The sequence below is a fragment of the Aeromonas sp. SG16 genome, assembly GCF_024436135.1.
GTDB classification, from domain to species: Bacteria; Pseudomonadota; Gammaproteobacteria; order Enterobacterales; family Aeromonadaceae; genus Aeromonas; species Aeromonas jandaei.
In genome coordinates this window covers 1-23,644 of the sequence record NZ_JANFNW010000004.1, presented here as the reverse complement: position 1 = coordinate 23,644, position 23,644 = coordinate 1, and the positions used below count along the sequence as shown (strand labels likewise).

At 61.0% G+C, this 23,644-nt stretch carries 19 protein-coding genes; 9 read left to right on the top strand and 10 right to left on the bottom strand.

The genetic code is table 11. The features are described 5' to 3' along the window. Positions 1-226: 226 nt before the first annotated feature. A complete protein-coding gene (locus NOM67_RS11830; protein ID WP_255937262.1) occupies positions 227-1,699 on the top strand; it encodes a C69 family dipeptidase in 1,473 nt (490 codons plus the stop codon). Between the two features lie 61 nt (positions 1,700-1,760). Here the strand turns inward: NOM67_RS11830 and NOM67_RS11825 are convergent, their stop codons facing one another. The 3 genes from NOM67_RS11825 to NOM67_RS11815 are packed head-to-tail and all read right to left on the bottom strand — an operon-like array spanning position 1,761 to position 3,286. Next, complete coding sequence (locus NOM67_RS11825) at positions 1,761-2,507, bottom strand: SDR family oxidoreductase (protein ID WP_255937260.1); 747 nt, start codon at positions 2,505-2,507, stop codon at positions 1,761-1,763. 57 nt (positions 2,508-2,564) lie between these two features. Next, positions 2,565-2,810 carry a DUF3624 domain-containing protein gene (locus tag NOM67_RS11820; RefSeq protein WP_064335363.1) on the bottom strand — a complete coding sequence of 82 codons (246 nt, stop codon included), beginning with the start codon at positions 2,808-2,810 and terminating at the stop codon, positions 2,565-2,567. Beyond that, a complete protein-coding gene (locus NOM67_RS11815) occupies positions 2,807-3,286 on the bottom strand; it encodes a GNAT family N-acetyltransferase (RefSeq protein WP_139394196.1) in 480 nt (159 codons plus the stop codon). The genes NOM67_RS11820 and NOM67_RS11815 overlap by 4 nt, the downstream gene beginning before the upstream one ends. A gap of 186 nt (positions 3,287-3,472) precedes the next feature. Here NOM67_RS11815 and NOM67_RS11810 point away from each other — a divergent pair, with 186 nt between their 5' ends. Further along, entirely contained in the window at positions 3,473-4,915 is a 1,443-nt protein-coding gene (locus tag NOM67_RS11810; protein WP_255937250.1) for a RimK family protein, read from the top strand. A 27-nt stretch (positions 4,916-4,942) separates the two neighbouring features. After that, positions 4,943-5,482, top strand: coding sequence for an MgtC/SapB family protein (locus tag NOM67_RS11805; protein WP_255937247.1), 540 nt, complete (start codon positions 4,943-4,945; stop codon positions 5,480-5,482). 74 nt (positions 5,483-5,556) lie between these two features. Here the strand turns inward: NOM67_RS11805 and NOM67_RS11800 are convergent, their stop codons facing one another. From NOM67_RS11800 to NOM67_RS11790, 3 genes are all read right to left on the bottom strand, one after another. Next, a complete protein-coding gene (locus tag NOM67_RS11800; RefSeq protein WP_255937244.1) occupies positions 5,557-7,185 on the bottom strand; it encodes an alpha-amylase family glycosyl hydrolase in 1,629 nt (542 codons plus the stop codon). 109 nt (positions 7,186-7,294) lie between these two features. Then, entirely contained in the window at positions 7,295-9,262 is a 1,968-nt protein-coding gene (locus NOM67_RS11795) for a TonB-dependent copper receptor (RefSeq protein ID WP_255937241.1), read from the bottom strand. A 245-nt stretch (positions 9,263-9,507) separates the two neighbouring features. Continuing rightward, positions 9,508-9,765, bottom strand: a complete 258-nt coding sequence (locus NOM67_RS11790; RefSeq protein WP_033115550.1) for a DUF2442 domain-containing protein — start codon at positions 9,763-9,765, stop codon at positions 9,508-9,510. Positions 9,766-10,024: 259 nt separating this feature from the next. On the opposite strand from NOM67_RS11790, the gene NOM67_RS11785 reads away from it, so the two are divergent. After that, a complete protein-coding gene (locus NOM67_RS11785) occupies positions 10,025-12,019 on the top strand; it encodes an LTA synthase family protein (RefSeq protein ID WP_255937237.1) in 1,995 nt (664 codons plus the stop codon). Positions 12,020-12,056: 37 nt separating this feature from the next. On the opposite strand, the gene NOM67_RS11780 is transcribed toward NOM67_RS11785, so the two are convergent. Beyond that, positions 12,057-12,527, bottom strand: a complete 471-nt coding sequence (locus tag NOM67_RS11780) for an Lrp/AsnC family transcriptional regulator (protein WP_033115549.1) — start codon at positions 12,525-12,527, stop codon at positions 12,057-12,059. Between the two features lie 143 nt (positions 12,528-12,670). On the opposite strand from NOM67_RS11780, the gene NOM67_RS11775 reads away from it, so the two are divergent. Beyond that, complete coding sequence (locus tag NOM67_RS11775; protein ID WP_156853667.1) at positions 12,671-13,189, top strand: tyrosine-protein phosphatase; 519 nt, start codon at positions 12,671-12,673, stop codon at positions 13,187-13,189. 1 nt (position 13,190) lies between these two features. Here the strand turns inward: NOM67_RS11775 and metA are convergent, their stop codons facing one another. Next, complete coding sequence (gene metA / locus NOM67_RS11770; RefSeq protein ID WP_255937231.1) at positions 13,191-14,138, bottom strand: homoserine O-succinyltransferase; 948 nt, start codon at positions 14,136-14,138, stop codon at positions 13,191-13,193. Positions 14,139-14,282: 144 nt separating this feature from the next. Here metA and NOM67_RS11765 point away from each other — a divergent pair, with 144 nt between their 5' ends. From NOM67_RS11765 to yidA, 4 genes are all read left to right on the top strand, one after another. After that, a complete protein-coding gene (locus NOM67_RS11765) occupies positions 14,283-15,527 on the top strand; it encodes a DUF3391 domain-containing protein (protein WP_198037988.1) in 1,245 nt (414 codons plus the stop codon). 54 nt (positions 15,528-15,581) lie between these two features. Next, positions 15,582-16,745, top strand: coding sequence for a molybdopterin-binding protein (locus NOM67_RS11760; protein WP_156853669.1), 1,164 nt, complete (start codon positions 15,582-15,584; stop codon positions 16,743-16,745). A gap of 257 nt (positions 16,746-17,002) precedes the next feature. After that, a complete protein-coding gene (locus NOM67_RS11755) occupies positions 17,003-18,670 on the top strand; it encodes a FapA family protein (protein ID WP_339379672.1) in 1,668 nt (555 codons plus the stop codon). A gap of 114 nt (positions 18,671-18,784) precedes the next feature. Next, positions 18,785-19,594, top strand: coding sequence for a sugar-phosphatase (yidA, locus tag NOM67_RS11750; RefSeq protein ID WP_156853692.1), 810 nt, complete (start codon positions 18,785-18,787; stop codon positions 19,592-19,594). Positions 19,595-19,675: 81 nt separating this feature from the next. Here yidA and NOM67_RS11745 read toward each other — a convergent pair whose 3' ends face one another. Beyond that, on the bottom strand, positions 19,676-22,759 hold the full coding sequence (locus NOM67_RS11745; protein ID WP_156853670.1) for a transglycosylase domain-containing protein: 3,084 nt from the start codon (positions 22,757-22,759) through the stop codon (positions 19,676-19,678). 209 nt (positions 22,760-22,968) lie between these two features. Beyond that, positions 22,969-23,286 (bottom strand): PTS system regulator TmaR, encoded by a 318-nt coding sequence (gene tmaR, locus NOM67_RS11740; RefSeq protein WP_033115541.1) that lies wholly within the window; start codon positions 23,284-23,286, stop codon positions 22,969-22,971. Positions 23,287-23,644: the final 358 nt, after the last annotated feature.

The window sequence follows — 23,644 nt, the reverse complement described above, 5'->3', positions numbered from 1 at the left end:
TAAACCGCAGGAACGCTCCGTCGATCACAAAACAAACAACCAGCGAGGAATACAATTTTGGCGCACATCACAACCAGCCAGCCGAGTCATGGATGATCTGTTCGTAAAACCAATAACAGGCAGACCAATCTGCCGAGCGCACTCCGCTGCCAGTTCGGAGTTGCGGCCTACCCGCACCTCATCCCCTCGTCTGACTCTCACTCACCGCAACCTTTCGGGCATAACGATGAAAAAACACACTTTGAGTCTTCTCTCCGCCACCCTGCTCACCCTGCTTGGCACCAGTGCCGACGCCTGTACCGGCCTTATCGTCGGCAAGGGCGCCAGTGCCGATGGCAGCGTGATGATCGCCAGAAACGAGGATTTTGGCGTCAACAACTGGAACAAGTACCTCGCCTTCCGGCCCGCGCAGCAGAACGAGGGCAAGGTCTGGAAACTGGGTAACGGGCTGGAAGTGCCGATGCCAAAGGCGTTTTTCGCCTACTCAGCCATTCGTGACTGGGATGCCACAGCCAGCGACCCCGACGGCAAGTATTACGAGGAGCGCGGCATCAACGAGTTCAACGTCGCCATTTCGGCCACCACCAGTGCCGAGGTCAACGACAAGGCCCAAAAAGCCGATCCGCTGATCGAGAAGGGAGTGATTGAAGCCATCATCCCCACCCTGATCCTGCCGCAGGCCAAAACGGCCAAAGAGGGGGTCGAGCTGCTCGGCCGCTATGTGGAGCAATATGGCGCCGGTGAGGGCAACAGCCTCTATCTGGCGGATGTGAACGAGGCCTGGCTGATGGAGATCGGCTCCGGCCACCACTGGATTGCGGTGCGGGTGCCGGACGACAGCTATGCCATGGTGGCCAACGGCCTGCGCATCCACGGCGTCAATCTCGACAGCGCCGATGTGCTGCACTCGCCCAAGCTGCTGGAGTTTGTACGCGAGCACAAACTGCTGGATAACACCGACCCGAAAGAGTTCAACTTCGCCAAGGCGTTCGGGGTCATCGCTGACCCGTATAACGTGGATCGGGAGTGGCTCGGCCAGAAAATGCTGACCGCCAGCCACCCGCAGCCGACCCGGCAGGCGCAATATCCGCTCTTTATGAAGCCGGATGCCCCCATCGCCGTGCCGGACGTAGCCAGGCTGCTGAGCGCCACCTATGAGGGCACGCCGCTGGCGGGCAAGGCGGAGCGGCCGATCCGCATCGATCGCCAACTGGAATCCCACGTCATCCAGCTGCGCAAGGAGATGCCCAAAGAGCTGCAGGGATTGATCTGGCAGAGCTACGGCGTGCTGGCCGAATCTGTGATGGTGCCGCTCTACAACACCCTGGAATCCTACCCCCTGCCCTATCGCACCGGCAGCGACAGCTACTCCGATGACTCCGCCTACTGGCAGTTCCGCAGCCTGACCGCGCTGGCCAGCGCCGATCCGGACAAGTACCTGCCGCTGCTGCGCGGCGTCTGGAGCAAGGAGAGCAGCAAGCTTTACAAGGAGGTAGCACTGCTCGACAAGAGCCTGAAGCAGGCCTACGCCAGCGACAAGGCTACCGCCATCGGGCTGGCTGCCGACTACTCCTATGGCCAGTTGGAGCAGACCTATCAGATGGCCAAAACGCTGCGCTACAAGCTGATGACGGATCTCACCAAGCGCACCGAGAAGAAGTATTCGCCGGAGGAGTTCAAGAAGATCATGAGCCTGTAACCGGCTCGCCAACGCAAAGAGGCTCCCAAGGGAGCCTCTTTCGTTTCAGCCAATCCAGCGATCAGCGACGGCTGATATTGAGCGGGCCGAAGGTCTGCGCCACCGGCATGATCTCGATGCTGTTGATGTTGACGTGAGCCGGTTGCTGGCTCACCCAGAGCACGGTATTGGCGATATCTTCCGGCTGGATCGCCTCCACCCCCTGATAGACGGAGGCCGCCTTGGCATCATCACCGTGGAAGCGCACGTTGGAGAACTCGGTGCCGCCGCACAGGCCCGGCTCCACGTTGGTGACGCGGATGGCGGTACCCGCCAGATCGGCGCGCAGGTTGAGGCTGAACTGCTTCACGAACGCCTTGGTGGCGCCGTAGACGTTACCACCCGGATAGGGGTAGGTGCCGGCGATGGAGCCGATATTGATGACGTGACCGCGATTGCGCGCCACCATGCCCGGCAGCAGCAGGCGGATGAGCAGGGTCAGACCGCTGATGTTGGTGGCGATCATCTGCTCCCAATCTTCCAGATCCGCCTTGTGGGCCGGCTCCAGCCCCAGCGCCAGACCGGCGTTGTTGACCAGCAGATCCACCTCGATCCACTCGGCTGGCAGAGCAGCGATGGCGGCGCGGGTGGCCGCCTTGTCTTGCACGTCGAACGCCAGCGGCAGGAACTGCTCGCCCAGCTCGTCAGCCAGCGCAGCGAGCCGCTCGGCACGGCGACCGGTACCGATTACCTTGTAGCCCGCCTGCACCAGCTGGCGGCTGATGGACTCACCAAAACCGGACGAGGCGCCCGTTACCATTGCTATCATCTGAACCTCCATTATCTCAACCGATATTGTTATTTATGTTGTTGAAACCAATCTGATTTATTCATCGCTCAATTCACGTCCGGTCGCCTTGCGCCAGACAAATACTGCCAGATGGAGCAGCAAGAGGGCCGAGCCACCCAGCGCAAACAGCAGGGCGGTGAGGGCGTTGACCGAGGTGTCGGCGCCACACCACCACCAGACCAGCCAACCGACCATGCCGATGGCGAAGGTCTGGCCGGCGCAGACCGGGCAGCGCCCCAGCTTGGCCCTGATGGCGGTGGCGAGACAGTTGTCGCAGCTCATCCCCTCTCCTCTTCTCTCCTCTCTCCGGCCAGCTTCAGCACCAGCCGGTGGGCATGCTGATCCGGGCCATAGTAGTCGGGCAGCCGCTGGGTGGCTTTGAACCCCAGACCCCGATAGAGTGCCAACGCCTCGGCATTGGCATCCGCCACCTCCAGCCGGATCGCCCCCCAGCCAGCCTCCTGCCCTTCGCGGATCACCTGCTCCAGCAGGCGCCGCGCCCAGCCCTGACGGCGGATGGTCCAGCGGATGGCGAGGGTCTGCACGATGAGGCGATCCCACCCCTTGTGCTCAAGCAGGCAGAGATAGCCCATCAGCTGCTCCTTCTCATCCAGCACCAGCAGGGTGCGGCCTCTGGCCTGGGCGAGCAGATAGTGCCAGCGACTGCGGCCAAAGGCGACCTCGGGAGGAAAACAGTAGCGTTCCAGTTTAACGATGGCGCCCAGATCGCTGGGTCGGGCGGCGCGGACGGTCAACACGGGGAGTCCTTGTTCGGTTATTTATCCTCAGCACCAAAAATGCGACTTGTATCACAAGTTACCAAGGCAGAATATTAGGCACTGTAACCTCTTGTTTCCCCTCGCGCCATTGTCGTGCTTGTCGGTGCATCGAAGCCCACTGGGGATCCTGCCGCTTAAGGCAGTTTCATCTGTGGAGCCGAAAATATGAGTACCTACGTCATCGTCGAAGAGCTGGGCGACTGGCCCTGCCATGCCGATTATCTGCTGACCGCCCGCACCTACCTGCAACACGGGGTGCCCACCACCGGCGGCCGCCCCCGCATCATCAACCTCTGCCGCAATCTGGAACACCTGAGCGCCGGCTACTACTGCTCGCTGTTGGCCCAGGCCCGCGGCCACCACTGTCTGCCGGGTTTGCAGGCCATCAGCCAGCTGCAACCCCAGCAGCCACCGGCCAAGCTGTGGCGAAAATTGCAGGGGTGGCTTGCCCAGCAGAGCGAAGACCGAATCCGGGTGCGCGCCATTTTCGGCCAGTGTGAACAGAGTGAGCTGGCGGGGCTGGCCCGCTACTACTATGGCCTGAGCCAGCTGCCGCTGCAGGAGCTGACCCTCAAGCGCGGCCGCCACGGCTGGTCGGTGCGCCAGCAGCAGAGCCTGTCACCGCTGGCGCTGAGCACAAGCGAGAAAGAGTTGATGCTGCACCACGCCCAGGCACTGGTGGGCACCGGCGACGAGGAGCAGGCGGCGCCGCTCTATCAGCTCGCCATTCTGGTCGACCCCAACGACGGCCGCGCCAGCAGCGATGCAGTGGCGCTGGAGCGCTTTATCAAAGCAGCCGCAGCGCAGGGGATCCGGGCCGAGATCCTGGCGCCGTCCGCCATCGAGCGGCTGCCGGAGTTCGACACCCTCTGGCTGCGCTCCGAGACGGCGGTCGGCCACTACACCTTCGAATTTGCCCGCCGTGCCGAGCAGCTCAAGATGCCGGTGATCGACAGCTCCCGCGCCATCCTCGCCTGCAGCAACAAGCTCTATCTCTACGAGCTGATGGTGCGTAGCGGCGTGCCCATGCCGCCCACCATGGTGGTGACCCGCCGCGGCCGCCACCATGTCGATGAGCTGGTGCAGCGGCTCGGCCTGCCGCTGATGGTGAAGGTGCCCGACGGGGCGCAGGGGCGGGATCTGGCCATGGCCAGCGACGAGCAGCAGCTGGTTCGCCTGCTGGACGAGGGGCTGGGGAGATCCGCCTTGCTGCTGGTGCAGAGCCGGATCCCCGCCGAGTTCGACTGGCGCATCGGCTTTCTCGATGGCTCACCGCTGTTTGCCTGCCGCCGTTTCCGCCCCGAGCCCGGCAACCGCATCCGCCGCCGCAAACACCCTCTCGACATGAGCCGGATCGAGGCGCTGCCACTGAACGAGGTGCCGGAGCGGGTGTTGCAAACCGCCCGTCGCGCCGTTCATCAGCTCGGTAACGGCCTGTTCGGGGTCGACCTGCGCCAGCAAGGGCGCGACTGCGTGCTGCTGGAAATCATCGACAATCCCTGGATACGTGGCGATATTGAGGACAGAGAGGCAAAGGACCTCTACGAGCGCCTCGCCCGCGCCTTCCGCCAGCGGCTGGAGAACCGGGGGCAGAGCGCGGCCGGATAACAACAAGCATCGATTGCAGAGGTGGATATGATGACGACTGATTGGTGGGACATTGCGCCCCTTGGCTGGGAGAACATCCTGGTCTGTCTGGTGTGCGGCACTCTGGTAGGGCTGGAGCGCCAGCTGCGCGGCAAGCCGGTCGGCATCCGCACCTCCTCGCTCATCATCCTCGGCACCTACTGCTTTCTCGCCATCGGCGCAGCCCTCAGCCCCCAGAGCGCCGATCAGGCGCGGGTGCTGGGCCAGCTCATCACCGGCATCGGCTTTCTCGGCGCCGGGGTGATGATGACCCGGGATGGCCAGGTACTGGGGGTCACCTCCGCCGCCACCGTCTGGATGCTGGCGGCCCTCGGCGCCCTCATCGGCATGCAGATGCTCCATCAGGCGCTGCTGCTCACCGGCGTCACCCTCTCCATTCTGGTCGGTGTCGACTATCTGGAGACCAGCTTCAAGAGCCTGCGCCGCGGGGTGCACAACCGGCTGGAGAGCTGGCGCAATGGCAACGGCAATGGTCACCCGCCAGCCGCACCCCGCTCGGATGAGCTGGGCAGCGGCATCGAGAAGTAGGACGGCGTCGCCACGGGTATCGCCATGAAAAAAGGGCTCCGCTATGGAGCCCTTTGCGTTGGGTCGTGGTCGCGCTATTGCAGCAACAGGAAGCGACCTGTGAGGGGCGGTAACTCCACCGTTACGCTGCCGCCGCCGATGGCCAGGCTCTCGCCGCTCTGCAGATCCACCAGCGCACTGCCGCTGCGCAATTTGCCAACCGGCACTGCATAGCTCAGGGGTGTACTCGAGACGTTGAGCAGGTAGACGATCTGCTCTGCCGCCGTCTGCTTGATATCGCCATAGAGGCTCCCCTCGGCCACCAGCTTGACCCGCTCCCCCTGATAGAGGGCGGGGTGTTTGGCGCGCAGAGCCAGCAGCTGGCTGAGCCACTGTTTCAGCTCGCTCTGCTCGCTGCTCGGTACAAAACCGGTGACTGCGGGCACCTTGCCGTCGCTGCGGGCCACGTGATCGTCGCACAATCCCAACGCCGCGCAGTCACCGCCCACCTTGGCGGCAAAGCCAGGTACCTCGTCGCCAAACTCCTCGCCGTAGTAGAGGGTGATGGGGCCGGAGCGGGCAGCGAGGAAGCTGAAGGCGGCCTTGTGGCGCTGCCAGTACTCGGCCGGATTGAAGTGACCGCGCTCCAGCAGATCGCCGAAACGCACCAGATCGTGGTTGCCCAGCATCAGGTTCGGCATGGCGTGATTCGGGTAGTTCTCCACCTTGTTCCAGCTGGCGTCGAGCACGCTGGCCCCCTGACCGCCCTTGCCGGACTCCTCCACCGCCAGCGCCTGTACCAGGCCGTAGCGCAGCGGGAAGTCGAACGCCGAGGAGAGCGCCGGATTGTCGCTGCTGCCGTAAGCCTGGGCGCGGATCTCGTCGGCCCCCTTCCACACTTCGCCCACCATATAGCCGAGGGTGCCCCACTGCTGACCGGTCGCCTTGCGCGCCGCGCTGGCCTGCGCCACCTCGCGGCGAATGGCGCGCCACTCATCGAGACTCAGCTGATAGGCCTGATCGAGACGCCAGCCGTCGATGCCGTACTGCTCGATCCAGTAGCGGGCTACCTCCTTGAAGTAGGCGAGACTCTGGGGCTGGCTGTAATCCACCAGCTGACCCGGATAACCGGCACCGCCGCTCTTGAGGGCGGGCAGCAAGCCGGCCGGTGAAGGTTTGCTCACCCCCACCTTGTTGACGTGGCCAAACACCCCGTCGAGGAAGACGTAGAGGCCGCGCTGATGCGCCCCATCCACCAGCTTTTTCAGCTGGGCGTTGCTGCCGAAGTTGGGATCGACGTTGAAGAAGTCGCAGGCGAAGTAGCCGGTGGCATCGAGCTTGTCATCACCCCCTTGCCCCGCGCAGGAGTCGAACACGGGGGTGAGCCAGATGGCATTGACGTTGAGGCTCTTGATGTGGTCGAGGCTGTCGATGATCCCCTGCAGATCACCGTTGTGGCGGGAGGGACCGTAACCGACGCCGTAGTTTGCACTGCCATCACCGTCGACGAAGGACTCCACCATCACCTGATAGATGCGCAGATTGCAGGCGAGTTGCTCATCGCCGTAGCAGGCCCGACTGGCCGTGACGACCGGAGGGTGAGTGACCGGCGGATTGACGACGGGAGGCGTACTCCCCCCGCCAGAACTTCCACTGCCGCCGCAAGCGGCGAGTAACAGGGCGGCCCCGATGAGGCCGCCATAACGCAACGTTCCCTGTTTCATTGTTATGTTCCCGCTGTGAGCACAAGTGTCTGAATGCACCTGCTTTTCGCCATGATAGCGAGCGCTCGCAGAGGGGTCTGTGACTGAAAACGTTACCCGCTCGTCTTGCTCAGAGCACGCCGTCGGAGGCAAAACGGTAGTTGACCGAGATCCAGTAGGCACGACCCGGCTCGGGAATGCGGCCGCTCTGCTCATAGCCCAACCCGGCCTGACTGCTGTGTACCGACTTGGAGAGGTGCTCGTAGTAGAAGGTGTCGAACAGGTTGTCTACCCCGGCCGAGAGCTGCCACCCCTTGGCAAACTGCCAGGCGCCGCTCAGGTTCATGGTGAAGAAGCCCGGGGTCTCGCCCTGATCCTGACCGGCGACCGTGCCGGAGCCCACATCCACCCGATCCTGCGCCGCCACGGCGCGCCCCAGCAGGGTGAAGCTCAGCGCTTCGTCCGGCTGCCAGCCTAGTGCCAGCTTGCCATCGAGGGGCGGCATCTGCGCCAGCGGTTTGTTGTCGCTCTGGTTTTCGCCGTAGACCACCGCCAGACCACCATCGAGACGCCACTGCTCGGCAAACTGCCAGCGCCCCTCCAGCTCGCCACCGCGGGTCTGGGCGTCGATATTGCGCACCTTACGTGTGCTGCTGTTGTAGAGCAGGTAGTCCTTGATATTGGCGCTAAAGAGGGAGAGGGTCAGATCCAGCTCGCGGCTGCGCAGAGCCAGACCCGCATCCCACTGGCGGCTGCGCTCCGGGCTGAGGGTGAACGGGGTGCTGTCCTTGCTGCGCTCCCAGTAGTCCGGCGCCCGCTCTGCCTGTCCCCACGCCAGATAACTGGACCAGCGAGGCGACCACTGATACTCGTAGCGACCAAAACCGCTGTCGAGGTGCTCGGTCTCGCTGTAGAGGGTCTGATCCCCCGCACCATAACGGGTGGTCTCGACCCGATCCTGACGATACCCCCCCTTGTAGCTGTGGGCCCCCTGCTGGCGCCCCAGCTCGGCAAAGCCGCCCTGCTGCTCGAAACGCAGGGTGCGCTGGCGATCCTTGGTGGCATAGTCGACGTCGCCCCGGCTGCGGTGCTGATCCCGGTTGCTGTCGAGCCCGGCGGTCAGCAACCAGTCGGCTGGCAGAGCGATGTCGTTGGCCCAACGCCCGCCGGTGTTGCGGCGATCCGGGTTGTTCAGGGATTTGGGGTCGCTGCTTTGCCGCAGACTGAAGTTGTCCATGATGTGGTCGATGTAGTTGTCCCACAGGGTCAGCTCGCTGCGCTGCCAGTGAGTGGTGATCTCCTCCTGCTTGAGCTTCAGCCCGAAGGATTCGCGATCAAACATGGGGCCATCCATGGTGCGGTCCGCATAGGCGGCACGTGCATTGCTGCGCTCGGCGGTGAGTTCCAGCCAGGTGTGCTCCCCCGGCGTCCAGCCCAACTGGGCGGTGCCGTTCTCGCGGCGATAGAAAGAGCGCACCTTGTTACCGTGACCATCGCGGTAATCGTCGCTGTCGGAGTGGGTGAACTGACCGCGTAGATAACCGTCGGTCGAGCCCGCCGTCATATCCACCATCTGATCATCGCGGCCAAAACTGCCATAAAGGGCCGAGGCGTCGCTCTTGAAGCCCGGTGCCATAAACTCGGGTCTGTCCCGCTCGAACAGTACGGTTCCCGCAAGGGTTGCCCCCTGCTCGAGGGATTGCGGCCCCTTGAGCACCCGGATCCGGTCAAAGGATTGGGGGAACACATAGGCGGTGGGCGGGTCCATGCGGCCACCACAGCCACCAGCCAACATGCCGCCGTCCATTTGCACGTTGAGGCGGGACATCCCCATCCCCCGCAGCACGGGATCGCCACCCAGACCGCCCTTGCGCACCATGCTCATGCCGGTGACGTTTTTGAGATAACCGGCACCATCGGCAGCCGGCATGGGAGAGCCGGGTTTCTTGGGATCGAGGGTGACCTCCAGGGTGCTGGCGGGGCGACTCGCCACGACCACCATGGTTTCCGGTTGCTGAATCTGCTCCTGCCCGGCAGCACCGTGACAGGCCAACCCTCCCACCAGCAGGGCAAGGGGTGTGCGCATATGACAAGCCATACATTTTCCTTATGTATTTGTTTGTTATGTTTTTTTCATCTTGCCAGCCAAACCTTTCAGCAAGGGAAAGGTTTGGACTCTGGTCGCAAAAAAGGCCTGCAGCATGAGTGCGGCAAGCCTTGATCAGACGAAACAAAGCCAGGTTGGCAAAATGTTGCGCTGTTTTTACCCAATTTGATTCAGGAAGGCAAACTCCCAAACATTCCAGTAACAGGAATCTGGCGTTGGCTCACAAAAAGCAGGGATTAGCGGAAGGCTTCCCGCTCGTCCATCGGCATGATGAGGTGATAGACCTCATGGGCGGATAGCGTGCAGCCGACAGGCCACTCCAGCTGGTGGTGGCGGTTGATGAAGACCCGGGCGCAATGACGTTCCGTCTCCAGCGCAGCAAACAGCGGCTGACCTCGCCACGGGGTCAGATCCAGCACGCCTGTTGTGCCATCCGACAACACCAGAAACAGGCGCCATCCCTGCAAATAGTCGACATCGATAAAGACCGGCATCCTTCGGCTCCACCCAGATAATTCGCGGCAATTATAAATAGCTGTCATGACCCCATTAGCGTGCCGGCTCACACTTCCTGCAGCAGGTTATGCTGTGTGCTACAGCTGTCTGATGTCACACTTTTGCATAAGCAGCACGCAATTTATCTCTTTTACCGCGAACGGCTCGCAACCTTCTCCCCATCTCCTTGTCATATCTCCCAACAAAACAAAAAAAGCATCTGTGGACAGATGCTTACAGGCTCAATCAGGAACAACCATGACAACTCTGAAACATCGGCTAGGCCCGTTCTGGCCTTTTGCCGTCTTCTGTGCGCTTGCCCTTGGCTCTCTGACTCTCAGCCGTATTGCGCTGGGGATTTGGCAACTGGAACGGGTCGATGCCGTCGCCGGCTGGCAGGAGATGCTGCTGCAAGGGATCCGGGTCGATTTCGCCACAATCTGCTGGCTCTGGGGTGTCCCGGCCATGTTTACCCTGCTGCTGGCCGGGCCTCACGCCATCGGTCGGGGCTGGATGCAGCTGATGCGCGTCTGGCTGACCGTCGGGCTCTGGCTGATGTTGTTCCTCGAGATCTCCACCCCCTCGTTTGTCACCGAATATGGCGTGCGCCCCAATCGCCTCTATGTGGAGTACCTCATCTATCCGAAAGAGGTGCTCTCCATGCTGTGGGCGGGCCGCAAAGCCGAGCTGTTGCTGGCGGTGGTTTTCAGTGGCGCCGTGCTGACCGGAGGCTGGTGGCTGAGTGGCCGTCTGCTGCGCGATCTCACCTTCCCGCGCTGGTACTGGCGGCCCGCCTTCGCCCTGCTCATTCTGGCCATAGGTTTTCTCGGTGCCCGCTCCAGCCTGGGCCATCGCGCCCTGAACCCGGCCATGGTCGCCTTTGCCGATGACCCGCTGGTCAATGCGCTGACCGTCAACTCCGCCTACTCTCTCTTCTTTGCCATCAAGCAGATGGGAGATGAAGAGGATGCCAGCCAGTTTTACGGCAAGATGACTGACAAGCAGATCATCGAGATTGTGCGTCAGGAGAGTGGCCGGGCCGCCCATGAGTTCAGCTCCGACACCTTGCCGAGCCAGACCTTCAACGAAGCCAGCTACGGCGGTAAACCGAAGAATCTGGTGATCCTGCTGCAGGAGAGCCTCGGCGCCCAGTTCGTCGGCTCCCTCGGCGGCCTGCCGCTCACCCCCAACATCGACGCCCTGTCGCAACAGGGCTGGGCGTTCGAGCAGCTCTACGCCACCGGCACCCGCTCGGTGCGCGGCATCGAGGCCGTGCTGACCGGCTTCACGCCGACCCCGGCACAAGCTGTGGTCAAGCTCGGCAAGAGCCAGACCAACTTCTTCACCATCGCCGATCTGCTCAAACAAAGGGGCTACGACACCAGCTTTATCTACGGCGGCGAGAGCCACTTCGACAATATGCGCAGCTTCTTCCTCGGCAACGGCTTCACCACCATCGTCGAGCAGAAGGATTTCACCAACCCGGTCTTCAAGGGCTCATGGGGCGCCTCCGACGAGGACCTGATGGCCAAGGCTGACGAAACCTTCAGAGAACTGCACAAACAGGGCAAACCCTTCTTCAGTCTGGTATTCAGCTCCAGCAACCATGATCCGTTCGAATTTCCCGACAATCGCATCGCCCTCTATGAGCAGCCCCAGCAGACCCGCAACAACGCGGCCAAGTATGCGGATTACGCCATTGGCGAGTTCTTCAAAAAGGCGAGAAATTCGGAGTACTGGAAAGACACGCTGTTTCTGGTCATCGCCGATCACGACAGCCGGGTCAGTGGCGCCAGTCTGGTGCCCATTCCCCGCTTCCATATCCCGGGGGTTATCGTGGGCGACGGCATAGCGCCGAAGAAAGATCCGCGCATCGTCAGCCAGATCGACATGGCACCGACCCTGCTCTCCCTGATGGGGATCAGTGCCGACTATCCGATGCTCGGCAAGGATCTCACCCGCATGCCCGCCGACTGGCCGGGGCGCGCCATCATGCAGTACGACAAGAACTTTGCCCTGATGCGCGGTCAGGATGTGGTGATCCTGCAACCGGAACGTCCGGCGGAGGGGTATCGTTATGACGATGCCACCGAAACGCTGACGCCGGTGGCACAACCAGCCGCCATGAAAGAGGCGACGCTGGGGCTGGCGCTCTGGGGCAGCCTGGCTTATCAGAAGGGGCTCTACCGGACGGCTAAAGATGAGCGAACCGCCGCTGCCGAACAGGCGCCATCAACCAGCGCCACCCGATAGAAAAAAACCGCCGAAAGGCGGTTTTTTCACACTGGCGTTATGGCTGGGGGAAACAGGGCAGCGAGCGGCTGAACCTGTGCTCGAACACCAGCGAGGTCTCGAGATGCACCACCTCTTCGCGGGAGGTGAAGTGATCGAAGACAAAGTTGCGCAGGTGTTCGGTATCGGCCACGCAGAGGTGCACCAGGAAATCATCCTTGCCCCCCATGTGGAACAGGCTGATCACCTCGGGCAACACCAGAATGGCATCGCGAAAATCGTCGATGATCTGGCGGCTGTGACGGGCCAGTTGCAGGGAGACCATGGCCTGAATGTGACCACCGAGGGCCTGATAATCAACCTCGCAGTGCGCCCCTTTGAGCACCCCGTCCTGTTGCAGCTTGCGTACCCGTTCCAGACAGGTGGAGGGAGCAACCCCCACCAACGCGGCCAGATCCTTGTTGGTCATACCTGCATCCCGAAACAGATGGGCCAGGATATCCAAATCCAGTTGATCCAGATTTCTCATCTTCACTCCTCTAACCGCTCAATTTTTTAGACTCTGCCCGTAAACCGGGCCAAACACAACGGCCATTGACATCCCCCCCGCCCTGCCTATGCTTGGCGCCATTCGCCGGGCTCGGTAACCCGGCCACCACACGAGGATCCGCCATGCACCCGTTTCATCCCTTCTGGAGCCTGGAGCTTCCCCGCGTCGATGGTCAGCTGCTGCTGACCCCCTGTCCGGGCACCCAGCAGGTGCCGCTGACTCTCGCCCTCGACCAGCTGCGACTGGCCGGTGCCCACGCCGTCATCACCCTGATGACTGACGCCGAACTGGCCCGCTTCGACCTCGCCCACCTTGGCGTGCAGGTCGAACGGGAGGGAATGCGCTGGTTCCACCTTCCCATCGAAGATGATCAGGCCCCCGACTCCCGTTTCGAGCAGAGCTGGCTGCAACTTCTGCCCCGGCTGACCGAGATGCTGCGCGATGGCAAACATCTGGTCATCCACTGCAAGGGGGGAAGCGGTCGCACTGGACTGCTGGCCGCCCTTCTGCTGATCTCCCTTGGCCGGCCCCTCGACGAGGCGATGGCCACCGTCAAGGCGCACAGACCCAAGGCATTCACTCTGGATACCCACCGCCACTGGCTGCAGCAGCAGGCCGAGCGGCTGGAGAACAACGCCTGAGCTACTTGCCGCTCTGGTCGTAGGTAAAGACCTTGCCGATATCCTCCACCCGGTAGCTGGTGAGCTGATAGACGTAGTAGTTGAGCCAGTTGGAGAACAGCAGATGGCCGTGGCTGCGCCAGCTGGCGCGCGGGGTCTGGCTCGGGTCGTTGTTCGGGTAGTAGTTGACCGGGATGATGGGGTCGAGCCCCGCCGCCAGATCCCGGCGATATTCACCGTCGAGGGTCAACGCATCGTACTCGGGATGGCCGGTCACGAAGACCTGACGACAATCCTTGGTGGCCGCCAGATAAACTCCCGCCTCTGCTGACTCCGCGAAAATCTGCAGATCGGTGTGAGCGCGGATCAGGTCGCCGTCGAACGCCGCATAGCGGGAGTGAGGCGCGACAAACTCGTCATCAAAGCCGCGCAGCAGCGGCTCGTGCTCGTCGAGGCGGTGGTGGTGATAAACGCCGGAGAGCTTCTCGCCCCGGGTCTGCTTCTCCATGCCATACAGGGCTTTCAGCGCCGCCTGCACTGCCCAGCAGAGAAAGAGGGTAGAGGTCACATGCTGATGGGACCACTCGATGATCTCGACGATGCGCGGCCAGTAAACCACCTCCTCGAACTCCACCAGCCCGAGCGGCGCCCCGGTGATGATCATGCCGTCATAGTTGTTGCCACGCACCTGCTCGAAGTCGTGATAGAAGTTCTCAAGATGCGCCTGCGGCGTGTTCTTCGACTCCCGATCGTCGATGCGCAGCAGATCCACATCCACCTGTAGCGGCGAGTTGGAGAGCATCCGCATCAGCTGGATCTCGGTCTCAATCTTCTTGGGCATCAAATTGAGGATCAACACCCGCAGCGGGCGGATGTTCTGGGTGACGGCCCGTGATTCCGTCATCACGAAGATGTTCTCCCGCCCCAGCACTTCGGCGGCGGGTAACTGGTCCGGGATCTTGATCGGCATGCTTACTCCCTGTACTGCATCGGTAAATATGTCTGGACATCCAGAAGCCTATAATAAAGCGTTCACCCTGTCATCAGATACCTTTTGTATTCACCCTCGCCTTTGACTAGCATACGGCTCAGTATCTCCCCTGCATCCAAGATAATGACCGGTATCAAGATTTCCGTAGATCGACTGCAAGTCGGCAACTATGTATCCCTGCCACTGGGGTGGCGCGAACACCCGTTCCTGTTTTCCAGCTTCAAAATCAAGAATGAAGAAGAGATCGAACTGATCCGTCGCCTGGGCCTCAAACTGGTGACCATCATTCCCGACAAGAGCGATGTACCGCCCAAGCCTCTCGAGCAGGCACATGCCGTCACCCAGCCATCGGAGAACTCCGACGCAGCCCAGCGTCAGGCCCAGATGCAGCAGGAGAAGGATCGCCGCATCGAGCAGTTGCAGCAGTACCGCCGAGATCTGCAGCAGTGCGAGAAACAGTTCCAGCAGTCGCTGGCGCAGGTGCGCAGCGTGATGAGCAAGATCCAGTCTCGTCCCCTCAATGCCATCGGCGAGGCGCAGGAGCTGATCAACGCCATGACCGAGCAGCTGCTCTCGGTAGACGAGATGGTGCTCCATCTGGTCTCTGACGGCGAGGATGGCAACAACCTCTACTTCCACTCCCTCAATGTGAGCGTGCTCAGCATGCTGCTCGCCAAGGAGTGCTGCATGACGGCCGACGAGATCCGCCAGGTCGGCATGGGGGCACTGTTCCACGACATCGGTAAATTGAAGATCCCGAGCCAGATCCTGCGCAAGACCGAGCCGCTGACCAAGCCGGAGCAAAACCTGATGGCCCAGCACCCGCGCTACGGGCTGGACCTGCTCAATCTGGCCAAGGATTTTCCGGCCGAGGCCAAGGGTATAGTGCTGCACCACCACGAATATCTGGATGGCAGCGGGCCGGAGGGGCTCAAGAAGGGGCAGCTCGATCCGCTCACCCAGATGGTCTCCCTCATCAACGAATACGATAACCTCTGCCACATGCAGGCCAAGGTGCCCTACTCGGCCCTGAGCGGTCTCTACAAGCAGCGCAAGGCCCAGTTCAATCCGGAGTACCTCAGCATGCTGATCCGGCTGATGGGGATCTACCCGCCCGGCAGCGTGGTGCAGCTATCCAACGGTCAGGTAGGGCTGGTGATGTCGGTCAACGCCTCCCGCCTGCTCTACCCCTCGGTGCTGGTCTACGATCCGCGTATCCCGCGTCAGGAGGCGGCCATCATCGACCTGCAGCAGGCCGAGCTCTCCATCGCCAAGGTGATCCATCCCAAGCGGTTGCCACCTGCGGTGTTCGAGTACCTCAACCCGCGTACCCGGATCAGCTACTACTTCGAGCACAACAAGCCCTGATCCCCGCAGGCCAGTAGCCCTCTCTTTTCCCCGTTTCAGCACAAGGAGCCCGCCATGCGTATCGAGATCATCAGCACCGGAGACGAGATAGTGACGGGTCTGGTGGTGGATACCAATGCGGCCTGGCTCAGCGCCCTGCTGCTGGAGCAGGGCTGGCAGGTGCGCCGCCGCCTGACAGTGGGGGACAACCTCGCCGACCTGAAAAGCGTGCTGCAAGAGAGCGCCAGCCGTGCCGAGGTGGTGCTGGTGTGTGGCGGACTCGGCCCCACTGCCGACGATCTCACCGCCCAAGCAGCGGCCGAGGCCTTCGGCCAGCCGCTCACCCTGTTTCCGGACTGGCTCGCCACCATTGAAGCGCGTTACGCCAGCCGCGGCCGTACCATGCCAACCAGCAATGCCAAGCAGGCCTGGCTGCCGCAGGATTGCGAGATCCTCGACAACCCGGTCGGTACCGCTTGCGGCTTTGTGGTCAATCACCCGGCCAGCCACGGCCTGAGCCGCCTCTTCTTCACCCCGGGCGTCCCCTTCGAATTCAAACAGATGGTGCGCGAACAGATCTTGCCGCGCCTCAAGGCGCTGGCCGGCACCCAGACCGATACCGAGCTGCGCCGCTTCTACACCTTCGGCGTCTCGGAATCAGCCCTCAGCGATATGCTGGATGCGGCCCCTTGGCCCAACGGCATCGAACTCGGTTACCGATCCGCCATGCCGCTCATCGAGCTGAAGCTCATCGGCCACGGCGCCAGCACGGCAGACATGGATGCAGCCGAAGCGCGGCTGCTCGCCACCATCGAGCCCTGGCTGGTCGGCAGAGGGGATATCGAACCGGCGCAGCAGATCCTCACTCTGCTGGGAGAGAAACCACTCGCACTGTATGAATGTGAGAGCCGGGGCGCCTTGCTGGCCATGTGCCATGAACACGCAGCGCTGGAGGCCAGTTTTAGCAGCGCCTTGAGCTGCGAGCTTGCCCAGCTGACGGGCACTCCCCATGGAGTGAGTCTGACCATAGGCCAGGCTGGCCCGGACGGCGTGCCACTGCTGCTCTGCGCCGATGAAATCTCGTTCGGTCAGACCCTCAAGGTCAGCCACCCGGATCCCGAAAGCCGCCGCAAGATCCTCGCCTTCGCCGCCCTCGACATGCTGCGCCGCCACCTGCTGGGATTGCCGGTACTGGCCGACTACCTCACCCTGACCAGAACAGCCCGGCTCGGCGACTGACCAACGCTGAAAACCAGTCCTGAATCGTCCGCGCCGCACAGGCTCGTTTCCATGATCCGGCATTGGGCCGAGTCATCTCCAATCAGCACTGTCATTTCTTACGATCCCGTCACCCATTTGCACTCAATCCATTGACCTTCCAGCAGAAATATCCAAATACTGCACACTCTTCGGCTCAGTGATTCGCTTTATCCATCATTGAGAGATTTAATGACAGTAGAGGGGCACTTCCCTCTCCCACCCTGCAAGGAGAGCCGGTGTTAAGCAAAGAGTGGCTGCTGCTATCAAGTGACATGGATCAGGTCTGCCTGCGCATCGCGCCGGGACTCACCAAACCTGTCACCGAACAGGATGTGCAGACCCTGCTGCTCGCTTCCAACTGCCGCCGCTACCAACCCCTGACGGAGGGGATCAAACAGTCGATCACCCTGCTCAACATGCTGCAAGGCAACCCTGCCGCCTCTGTCCCAACGACACCCATCCCCATCGCCAAGCGGCACGATGCCAAGGTGATGATTGTGGTCGAGAAAGACCGGATGAGTGCCAGCGCCCAGATCACCGCCGACTGGGGTGGCAAGTACCTGACCCTCGAACAGTTGCAAGAGGCGATCTCTATCAGCGAGGTGAAGCAGGGGGTCAGCGAGGCTCTGCTTGCTACCGCCATTCTCTCCGCCAAGGAGGCCGCCCCCGGCAGCATGCTGAAACTGGTCATCGCCCGCGGCCAGGCCGCCGTCAACGGTCAGGACACCCGCTACGAGCGGCTGGTGGAGACCCCTGCCGAACGTATTCTCAAACCTCAGGAGCTGGATCATGGTCGGGTCGATCTGAGGGATCTCGGCTCCATCGTCACCGTCAAGGCAGGAGCCCAGCTGATGCGCCGTCACCCGGCAACTCAGGGCGTCCCCGGCTTCACCGTGACCGGTCAGGAACTCCCCGCCAAGCATGGCAAGGACAGTCCCATGAGTGCCGGAGAGGGCACCTTCTTCTCGCCCGATGACCCGGATCTGCTGATTGCGAGCCGCGCCGGACTCCCCTGTCAGGAGAAGGCGGGAATGAAGGTGGATGAGGTGCTGAGCGTCAAGCGGGTGGATGCCCGCCATGGTCACATCACCTTCGAGGGAGGACTCATCGTCAATGATGATGTCAATCCGGGCATGAAGATCTCGGTCAGCGGTGACATCGTCATCGGTGGCTTTATCGAAGGGGGCTGGATTGAAGCGGGGGGAACTATCACTGTGCGCCACGGCATCATAGGTCGGCGCAATGAACAGGGCGAGTACCTATGCCAGCTCAACGCGCAGGGGGAGATCCACGCCAACTACGCCCAATATGCCCAGCTGGAGGCCGGCGGTGATATCCAGATCCAGACCCAGCTCAGCCACTGCTACAGCCGCAGTGGTCAGGACATCAAGGTGGGTGACAGCGGGATGCGCAAAGGAAACCTGCTGGGAGGGCTCGCCATCGCCAACCGGCTCATCATCTCTCCCGTGCTCGGTGCATCGGCCGGCAACCATACCAAGCTGCAGATCCTTGGCGGCTACTTTACTCACAAGGAGCAGGAGCATCAGCTCAAACAACAGCAACAGCTCTGTCAGGAGCAGCTCGACAAGATCAAGGAGTTGGTGATGCGGCTGGTGCAACTCCCCACTGAAAAACGCAATCCCGATACCCTGCGCAAGCTCAAACCAATCCGCGAGCGCCATCAGCAGGAGCTCCGCCAGCTGGAAGAGCAACTTGCCGCCAACCACGAAGAGCTTCAGAAGCTGATGGCAGAGATGGACATCATCGCCACCCAGCATCTCTTCCCCGGTATCGAGGTAGAGATGGCCCATCACCACAACCGGGTCGATATCGAACACGGCCCCATCCACTTCTGCATCAGGGAAGATCAACTTCAGATGATCCCCTATGAGGCGCATAAATAGGTCAAGCTGCCCCTATTCATATCAGTAGCGACCGTGATCCGGCCGCCGATTTTCGCTACACTCGCCACTTCCCAGGCCCCATTGGGCGGGCCGCCCAGACTCAGGTAGTGAATGATGTACAAGCTGATCGCATTGGATATGGATGGCACCCTGCTCAACCCGCAAGGCCAGATTACTCCCCGCACCCACGCCGCCATCACGGCTGCTCGTGCCAAAGGTGTCACCGTGGTACTGGCCTCTGGCCGGCCGCTGGAGGGGATGAGCCGTTATCTGGTCGAGCTCGGCCTCACCGGGGAGCATGACTATGTCATCTGCTACAACGGCGCTCTGGTACAGCAGGTTGCCGATCAGCGCATCATCCGCAGCCAGCTGCTGACCGGCAGCGATGCCAGCGCCGTCGCCAAACTGGCCGACGAGCTGGAAGTGAACGTACACGGTTTCTCCGTCACCAAGGGGCTTATCAGCCCGCGCGTCAGCCGTTACACCGAGCATGAATCCCGCCTGATCGGCATGCCCATCAATCTGATCGACTTCGCCACCCTGCCGGCCGACGAGCAGATCATGAAGGTGATGATGATCGACGAACCGCCCCAGCTCACCCGCGCCATCGAGCGCCTGCCAGCAGAGCTGTATGAACGCTACACAGTGGTGCAAAGTGCCCCCTTCTTCCTCGAATTCATGAACAAGCAGAGCAACAAGGGGACCGGGGTCGCCGCGCTGGCCGATCACCTTGGTCTGACCGCCGATCAGGTGATATGCGTCGGGGATGCCGGCAATGATCACCATATGATCGAATATGCAGGACTGGGGGTCGCCATGGGCAACGCCATCGACGAAATCAAGGCGCTGGCCCAGCACACAACCGCTCGCAACGATGAAGATGGCGTGGCTAAGGTGATTGAACAGTTCATTCTGAACGCCTGACGAGTCAGCTAGAGCGCTGTATTCAATAATAAAAAAACGGGGAGGCTTCACAGCCTCCCCGTTTTTATCTCTGCCTGCTACTCACTGAGTGGCCAGACACTGGGTATGGGAACCCGGTTGCAGATAGGGAATCAGCAGCGGCGCCATCCCCTTGAGCACCTGCACCGGCAACGCGGAGGTGAACCGGAACTTGTCTGATTGACTGCCCGGCACATAAGCCGTCAGCGTGCCGAAGTGATCATCCCCCAGATAGAAGACGAAGGTCGCGGTACGGTTGCGAGCCTGCGAGCTGGTCACATTGCCATAACGCCCGACCGTCTCGATCCGGTTGTCACCGGTCCCCGTCTTGCCGCCCATTACCAGCACGGTGCCATCCGGCATGGTAAAGGCGCCGGCAATTCGCTTCGCCGTCCCCCCTTCGACAACCTTGGAGAGAGCATTGCGAAGCGCTGTCGCCACCTCGGCCGGCAAGACGCGTGTCCCTTCGGTATGGGTCGGATCGAACTCGGTCTCGAAAGGCGTTCCTCTGGCAAACGAGAGATGTTCGATGCGCAGCGTCGGTACCCGGATACCGCCGTTCTGGATAATCCCCATCAACTCGGCCAAGGCTGCCGGACGATCGCCCGAGCTGCCCAATGCAGTTGCCAGCGACGGCACCAGATGGTCGAACGGATAGCCCAGCCGCGCCCAGCGTTGATGGATATCGAGGAAAGCCTCGACCTCCAGCATGGTGCGGATGCGGCTGTCACGGGCGCTGCGGTGACGAGTCTTGAACAGCCAGCTGTAAACCTCCTGGCGCTCGTCACGGCTTGCCGCAACCGCATCGGCAAAAGTAGCCTTGTCGAACTCCTTGAGGTAGGAGAGCAGCCACAGCTCCAGCGGGTGTACCCGTGCGATATAGCCCTGATCCGGCAATGAATACTTGCCGGGGCCGTAACTGACATAGAGCTGCTCGATCCGTTTTGCACTCAGCTTCTCATTCGGCAGACGCTTGGCAAGGAAGGCGGAGAAGGTTGCCAGGTCGGCATCCGGCATCAGATAGCGGTGAACCGCCGCCAACCGCACCGCACTCGGCTTCAACCCATCCAGGAAGGTATCGAGCTGCTCATCGGCACTCTTGCCGTGATACTTGCGCCAGAAACGCAGCAGATAGGTCTGACCCTCCTTGTCGGCAAACTTGGCCAGATACTCCTGACGGCGGGGATCCTTGTCATCCTTGAGCAGCTGGGCGCGGTTCCCCTCCTTGTAGAGGCTATACCGCACAATGTCGCGCAGCAGTCGGACAAACGGCAGGTTGATGGACTCGCGCAGCGCATCGCGAATTGCCGGGATGCGACCGTTATCCTCTTTACGGAAGTTGTTGAAGGTGTGCATACCGCCACCGGTAAAGAAGCCTTCATTGGGGCTCGCGGAATATTGGCGATCCAGCGCAGCTTCCAGCATCGGGGGCAGACTCTTGTCCTTCGCGCTCATCAGATAGGAGATGGCCCAGCGACTGAGGTTATCCTGAGAGGCATCTGCCAGTTTGCGCAGGCTCGCAGCCGGCATATCGGCATAGTTGTCATGCAGCTCGGCCACTATCTCCAGATAGGTGGTCAGCACCCGCAGCTTGGCAGTGGAGCCCAGCTCGAGCTTGGATCCTTCGTTGATGTCGAACGGCTGATCGGTGTTGTCGGTCTGCACCCGCACCTTGAACCCTTCCGGCGACTTCTCGAACAGGGTGAAGCTGTAGCGCACGTCACCGGTCTTCTCTGGCGAAAGCAGGCGCTCACCAAACAGGCCGACCTGTGCCGCAAAAGCGGGGTCAGCGAGCTGTTGCAGATAGTGAGAAATCTCGTTCTGCAGCGGCATATTGAGGCTGGTCTCGGCAGTCAGATCCATCCGGTCGAGATCGTAAAGCTGCACCCCGAGCTGCCGGCTCAGACGGGTACGTGCTACCTGTAACCCCTTGCTGTTATTGACCTTGGTCACCGCCGGAGATTGCAAAAAGTCGCGGAAAGTCACCTTGGCCTTGAGGGCGGCTTCCATCAGCGGAGGCGTGATCATCCCCTCCTGCACAAACAGACGCAGATAGCTGTCGGTCAGCGTTGCCAGCGCGCTCCGCCCCTGAGCCAGATAGTAGGAGGGACGGCGGTGGGCGATCATCAGAGAAACTACCTGACGCAGCGCCAGGCCCTGCTCCGCCAGCGAGGCGTTCTGGTTGCGAGCAGGATCCAGCAGACGGTTTACATCCTCGACATTGGCGCCAAACCAGACCCATAGGCCATCACCCAACCCGTGCACCTCGCCGTAGCCGGGAGCAGCCGAGAGGGGCACCGAGTTGAGATAGGCCCAAGCCACCAGTTTGCGCGCTTCCAGCGTCTCTGGCCCAAGTCGGTAGGCTCGCACACTGGCAGATGCCATCTGGCGGATCTTCTCGGTGGGGGACATGGTCAAGCCGTCCGGAGAGTGACGATACTTCTCCACCTGGGTCGCCAGCGTACTGCCGCCAGCAGATTGATCCTGCATATCCAGCGCTTTGCCTACCTGAGAAACAGCCGCTTTGGCAAAGCGTGGCCAATCCACAGCCGGGTTGGCCAACGGCTCCTCATTGCTCAGCAGGTCGCGGTTCTCGATAAAGAGCAGCGACTGGATGATGAGCGGCGGGATCGAGGCAAAATCCGGATAGTGATGGGTCGGATACCGGAACTGGTAGAAAGGTTCGGCGCGGCAATCATAGAGCGACAGCCCGGCCTGTACCTTCTCGGTATAGGGGACAAAGAAGCCACGCTTGGCGTAGTCGTAGAGCGCATCGGAGAAATGCACCTGCTTGCTCACCTGATAGCCTCGCTGCAGCAGCCGCTCCTGCATCATTGGCAGTTGTACGTAGCCAAGTCGCTTGTCGAACGGCCCATCTTCAGGGAAAGCGATCTGCTTGCTCTGACCAGGCTCCACCTGATAGGTAAGCTTGGCGGCATAGCGCGAGATCTCCTGAGATTGCAGCTTCGAGGTTTTCATCTCGTAACCAACCAGAGTGATCACAGCCCCAAGACACGCGAGGAAGAGGAAACAAAACAGCCAGCGCCACCAGGAACGACGCTTGCGCTTGGGGTTCCCGTCCATGGTCTGGACAGATGAATCTTGAGATGCCACTTGTGTCAAATCCGTCTGTTCTGATGCGCCCATAAAAGCCCCACCATGGTTGCGCAATTTATTGTGTTTCAATCAAGCTTAGTCGTTTCAAGTCAATGGCTTGAAACTATTGACCGCTTTGCATTGATGGTAACAGGGCAACTCTAAAAAGGGGAGCCGATTGTTGCAGGAGTGTCAGAGATCAGAGCTGATAACAAAACACCGGCCAATGGCCGGTGTTGTTTAACATGGTAAACGAAGCATTACTTGTGGGAGCTCATGCTCTTCAGTTTGGTGCTCAGCTCTTTGCGCTCTTTGGAGAGCTCGGCGTTCTTGATGATGTGATCATCAACACGCTCTTCATAGTCGGTACGCATGTTGGCGATGATGGCCTGCACTTCATCAATGCTCATACCCGGCTTGATATAGTCGCTCAGGTTATCGAGCAGCAGTACACGCTTCTGGTTGTCACGGATCTTCTTCTCGTTATCCGCAATTTCACGCTTGAGTTTGTTCTGGCGACGGGACATACGCACATATTCCAGTACATCGCTGAAGGTGGACTTGTTTACTTGTTCCATATCGATACCACTAGCTTAAGGTTGATAAAAACTGGCCAAGTTACACCTGACTCCCGCTCAAACACCGGCAGGAGAGGCAAACTCAAGATGCCCTTACTCTACCGAGTTATAAGCGAGATACAACCCTAATCGCGCACCACAAGCCAAAAGCAGACCAGTAAAAATAAACAAGCCGGGTGGATTTCCAAACGAAAAAGCCCGGTCATCAGACCGGGCTTTGGTGTCTATTCTGGTGTGCAATACTGTGGCCAACAGGCAAATCGCCCATAGCAAAAAGGCCCTCCCAATCGGGAAGGCCTTCTATTTAGTGGCGGAGCGGACGGGACTCGAACCCGCGACCCCCGGCGTGACAGGCCGG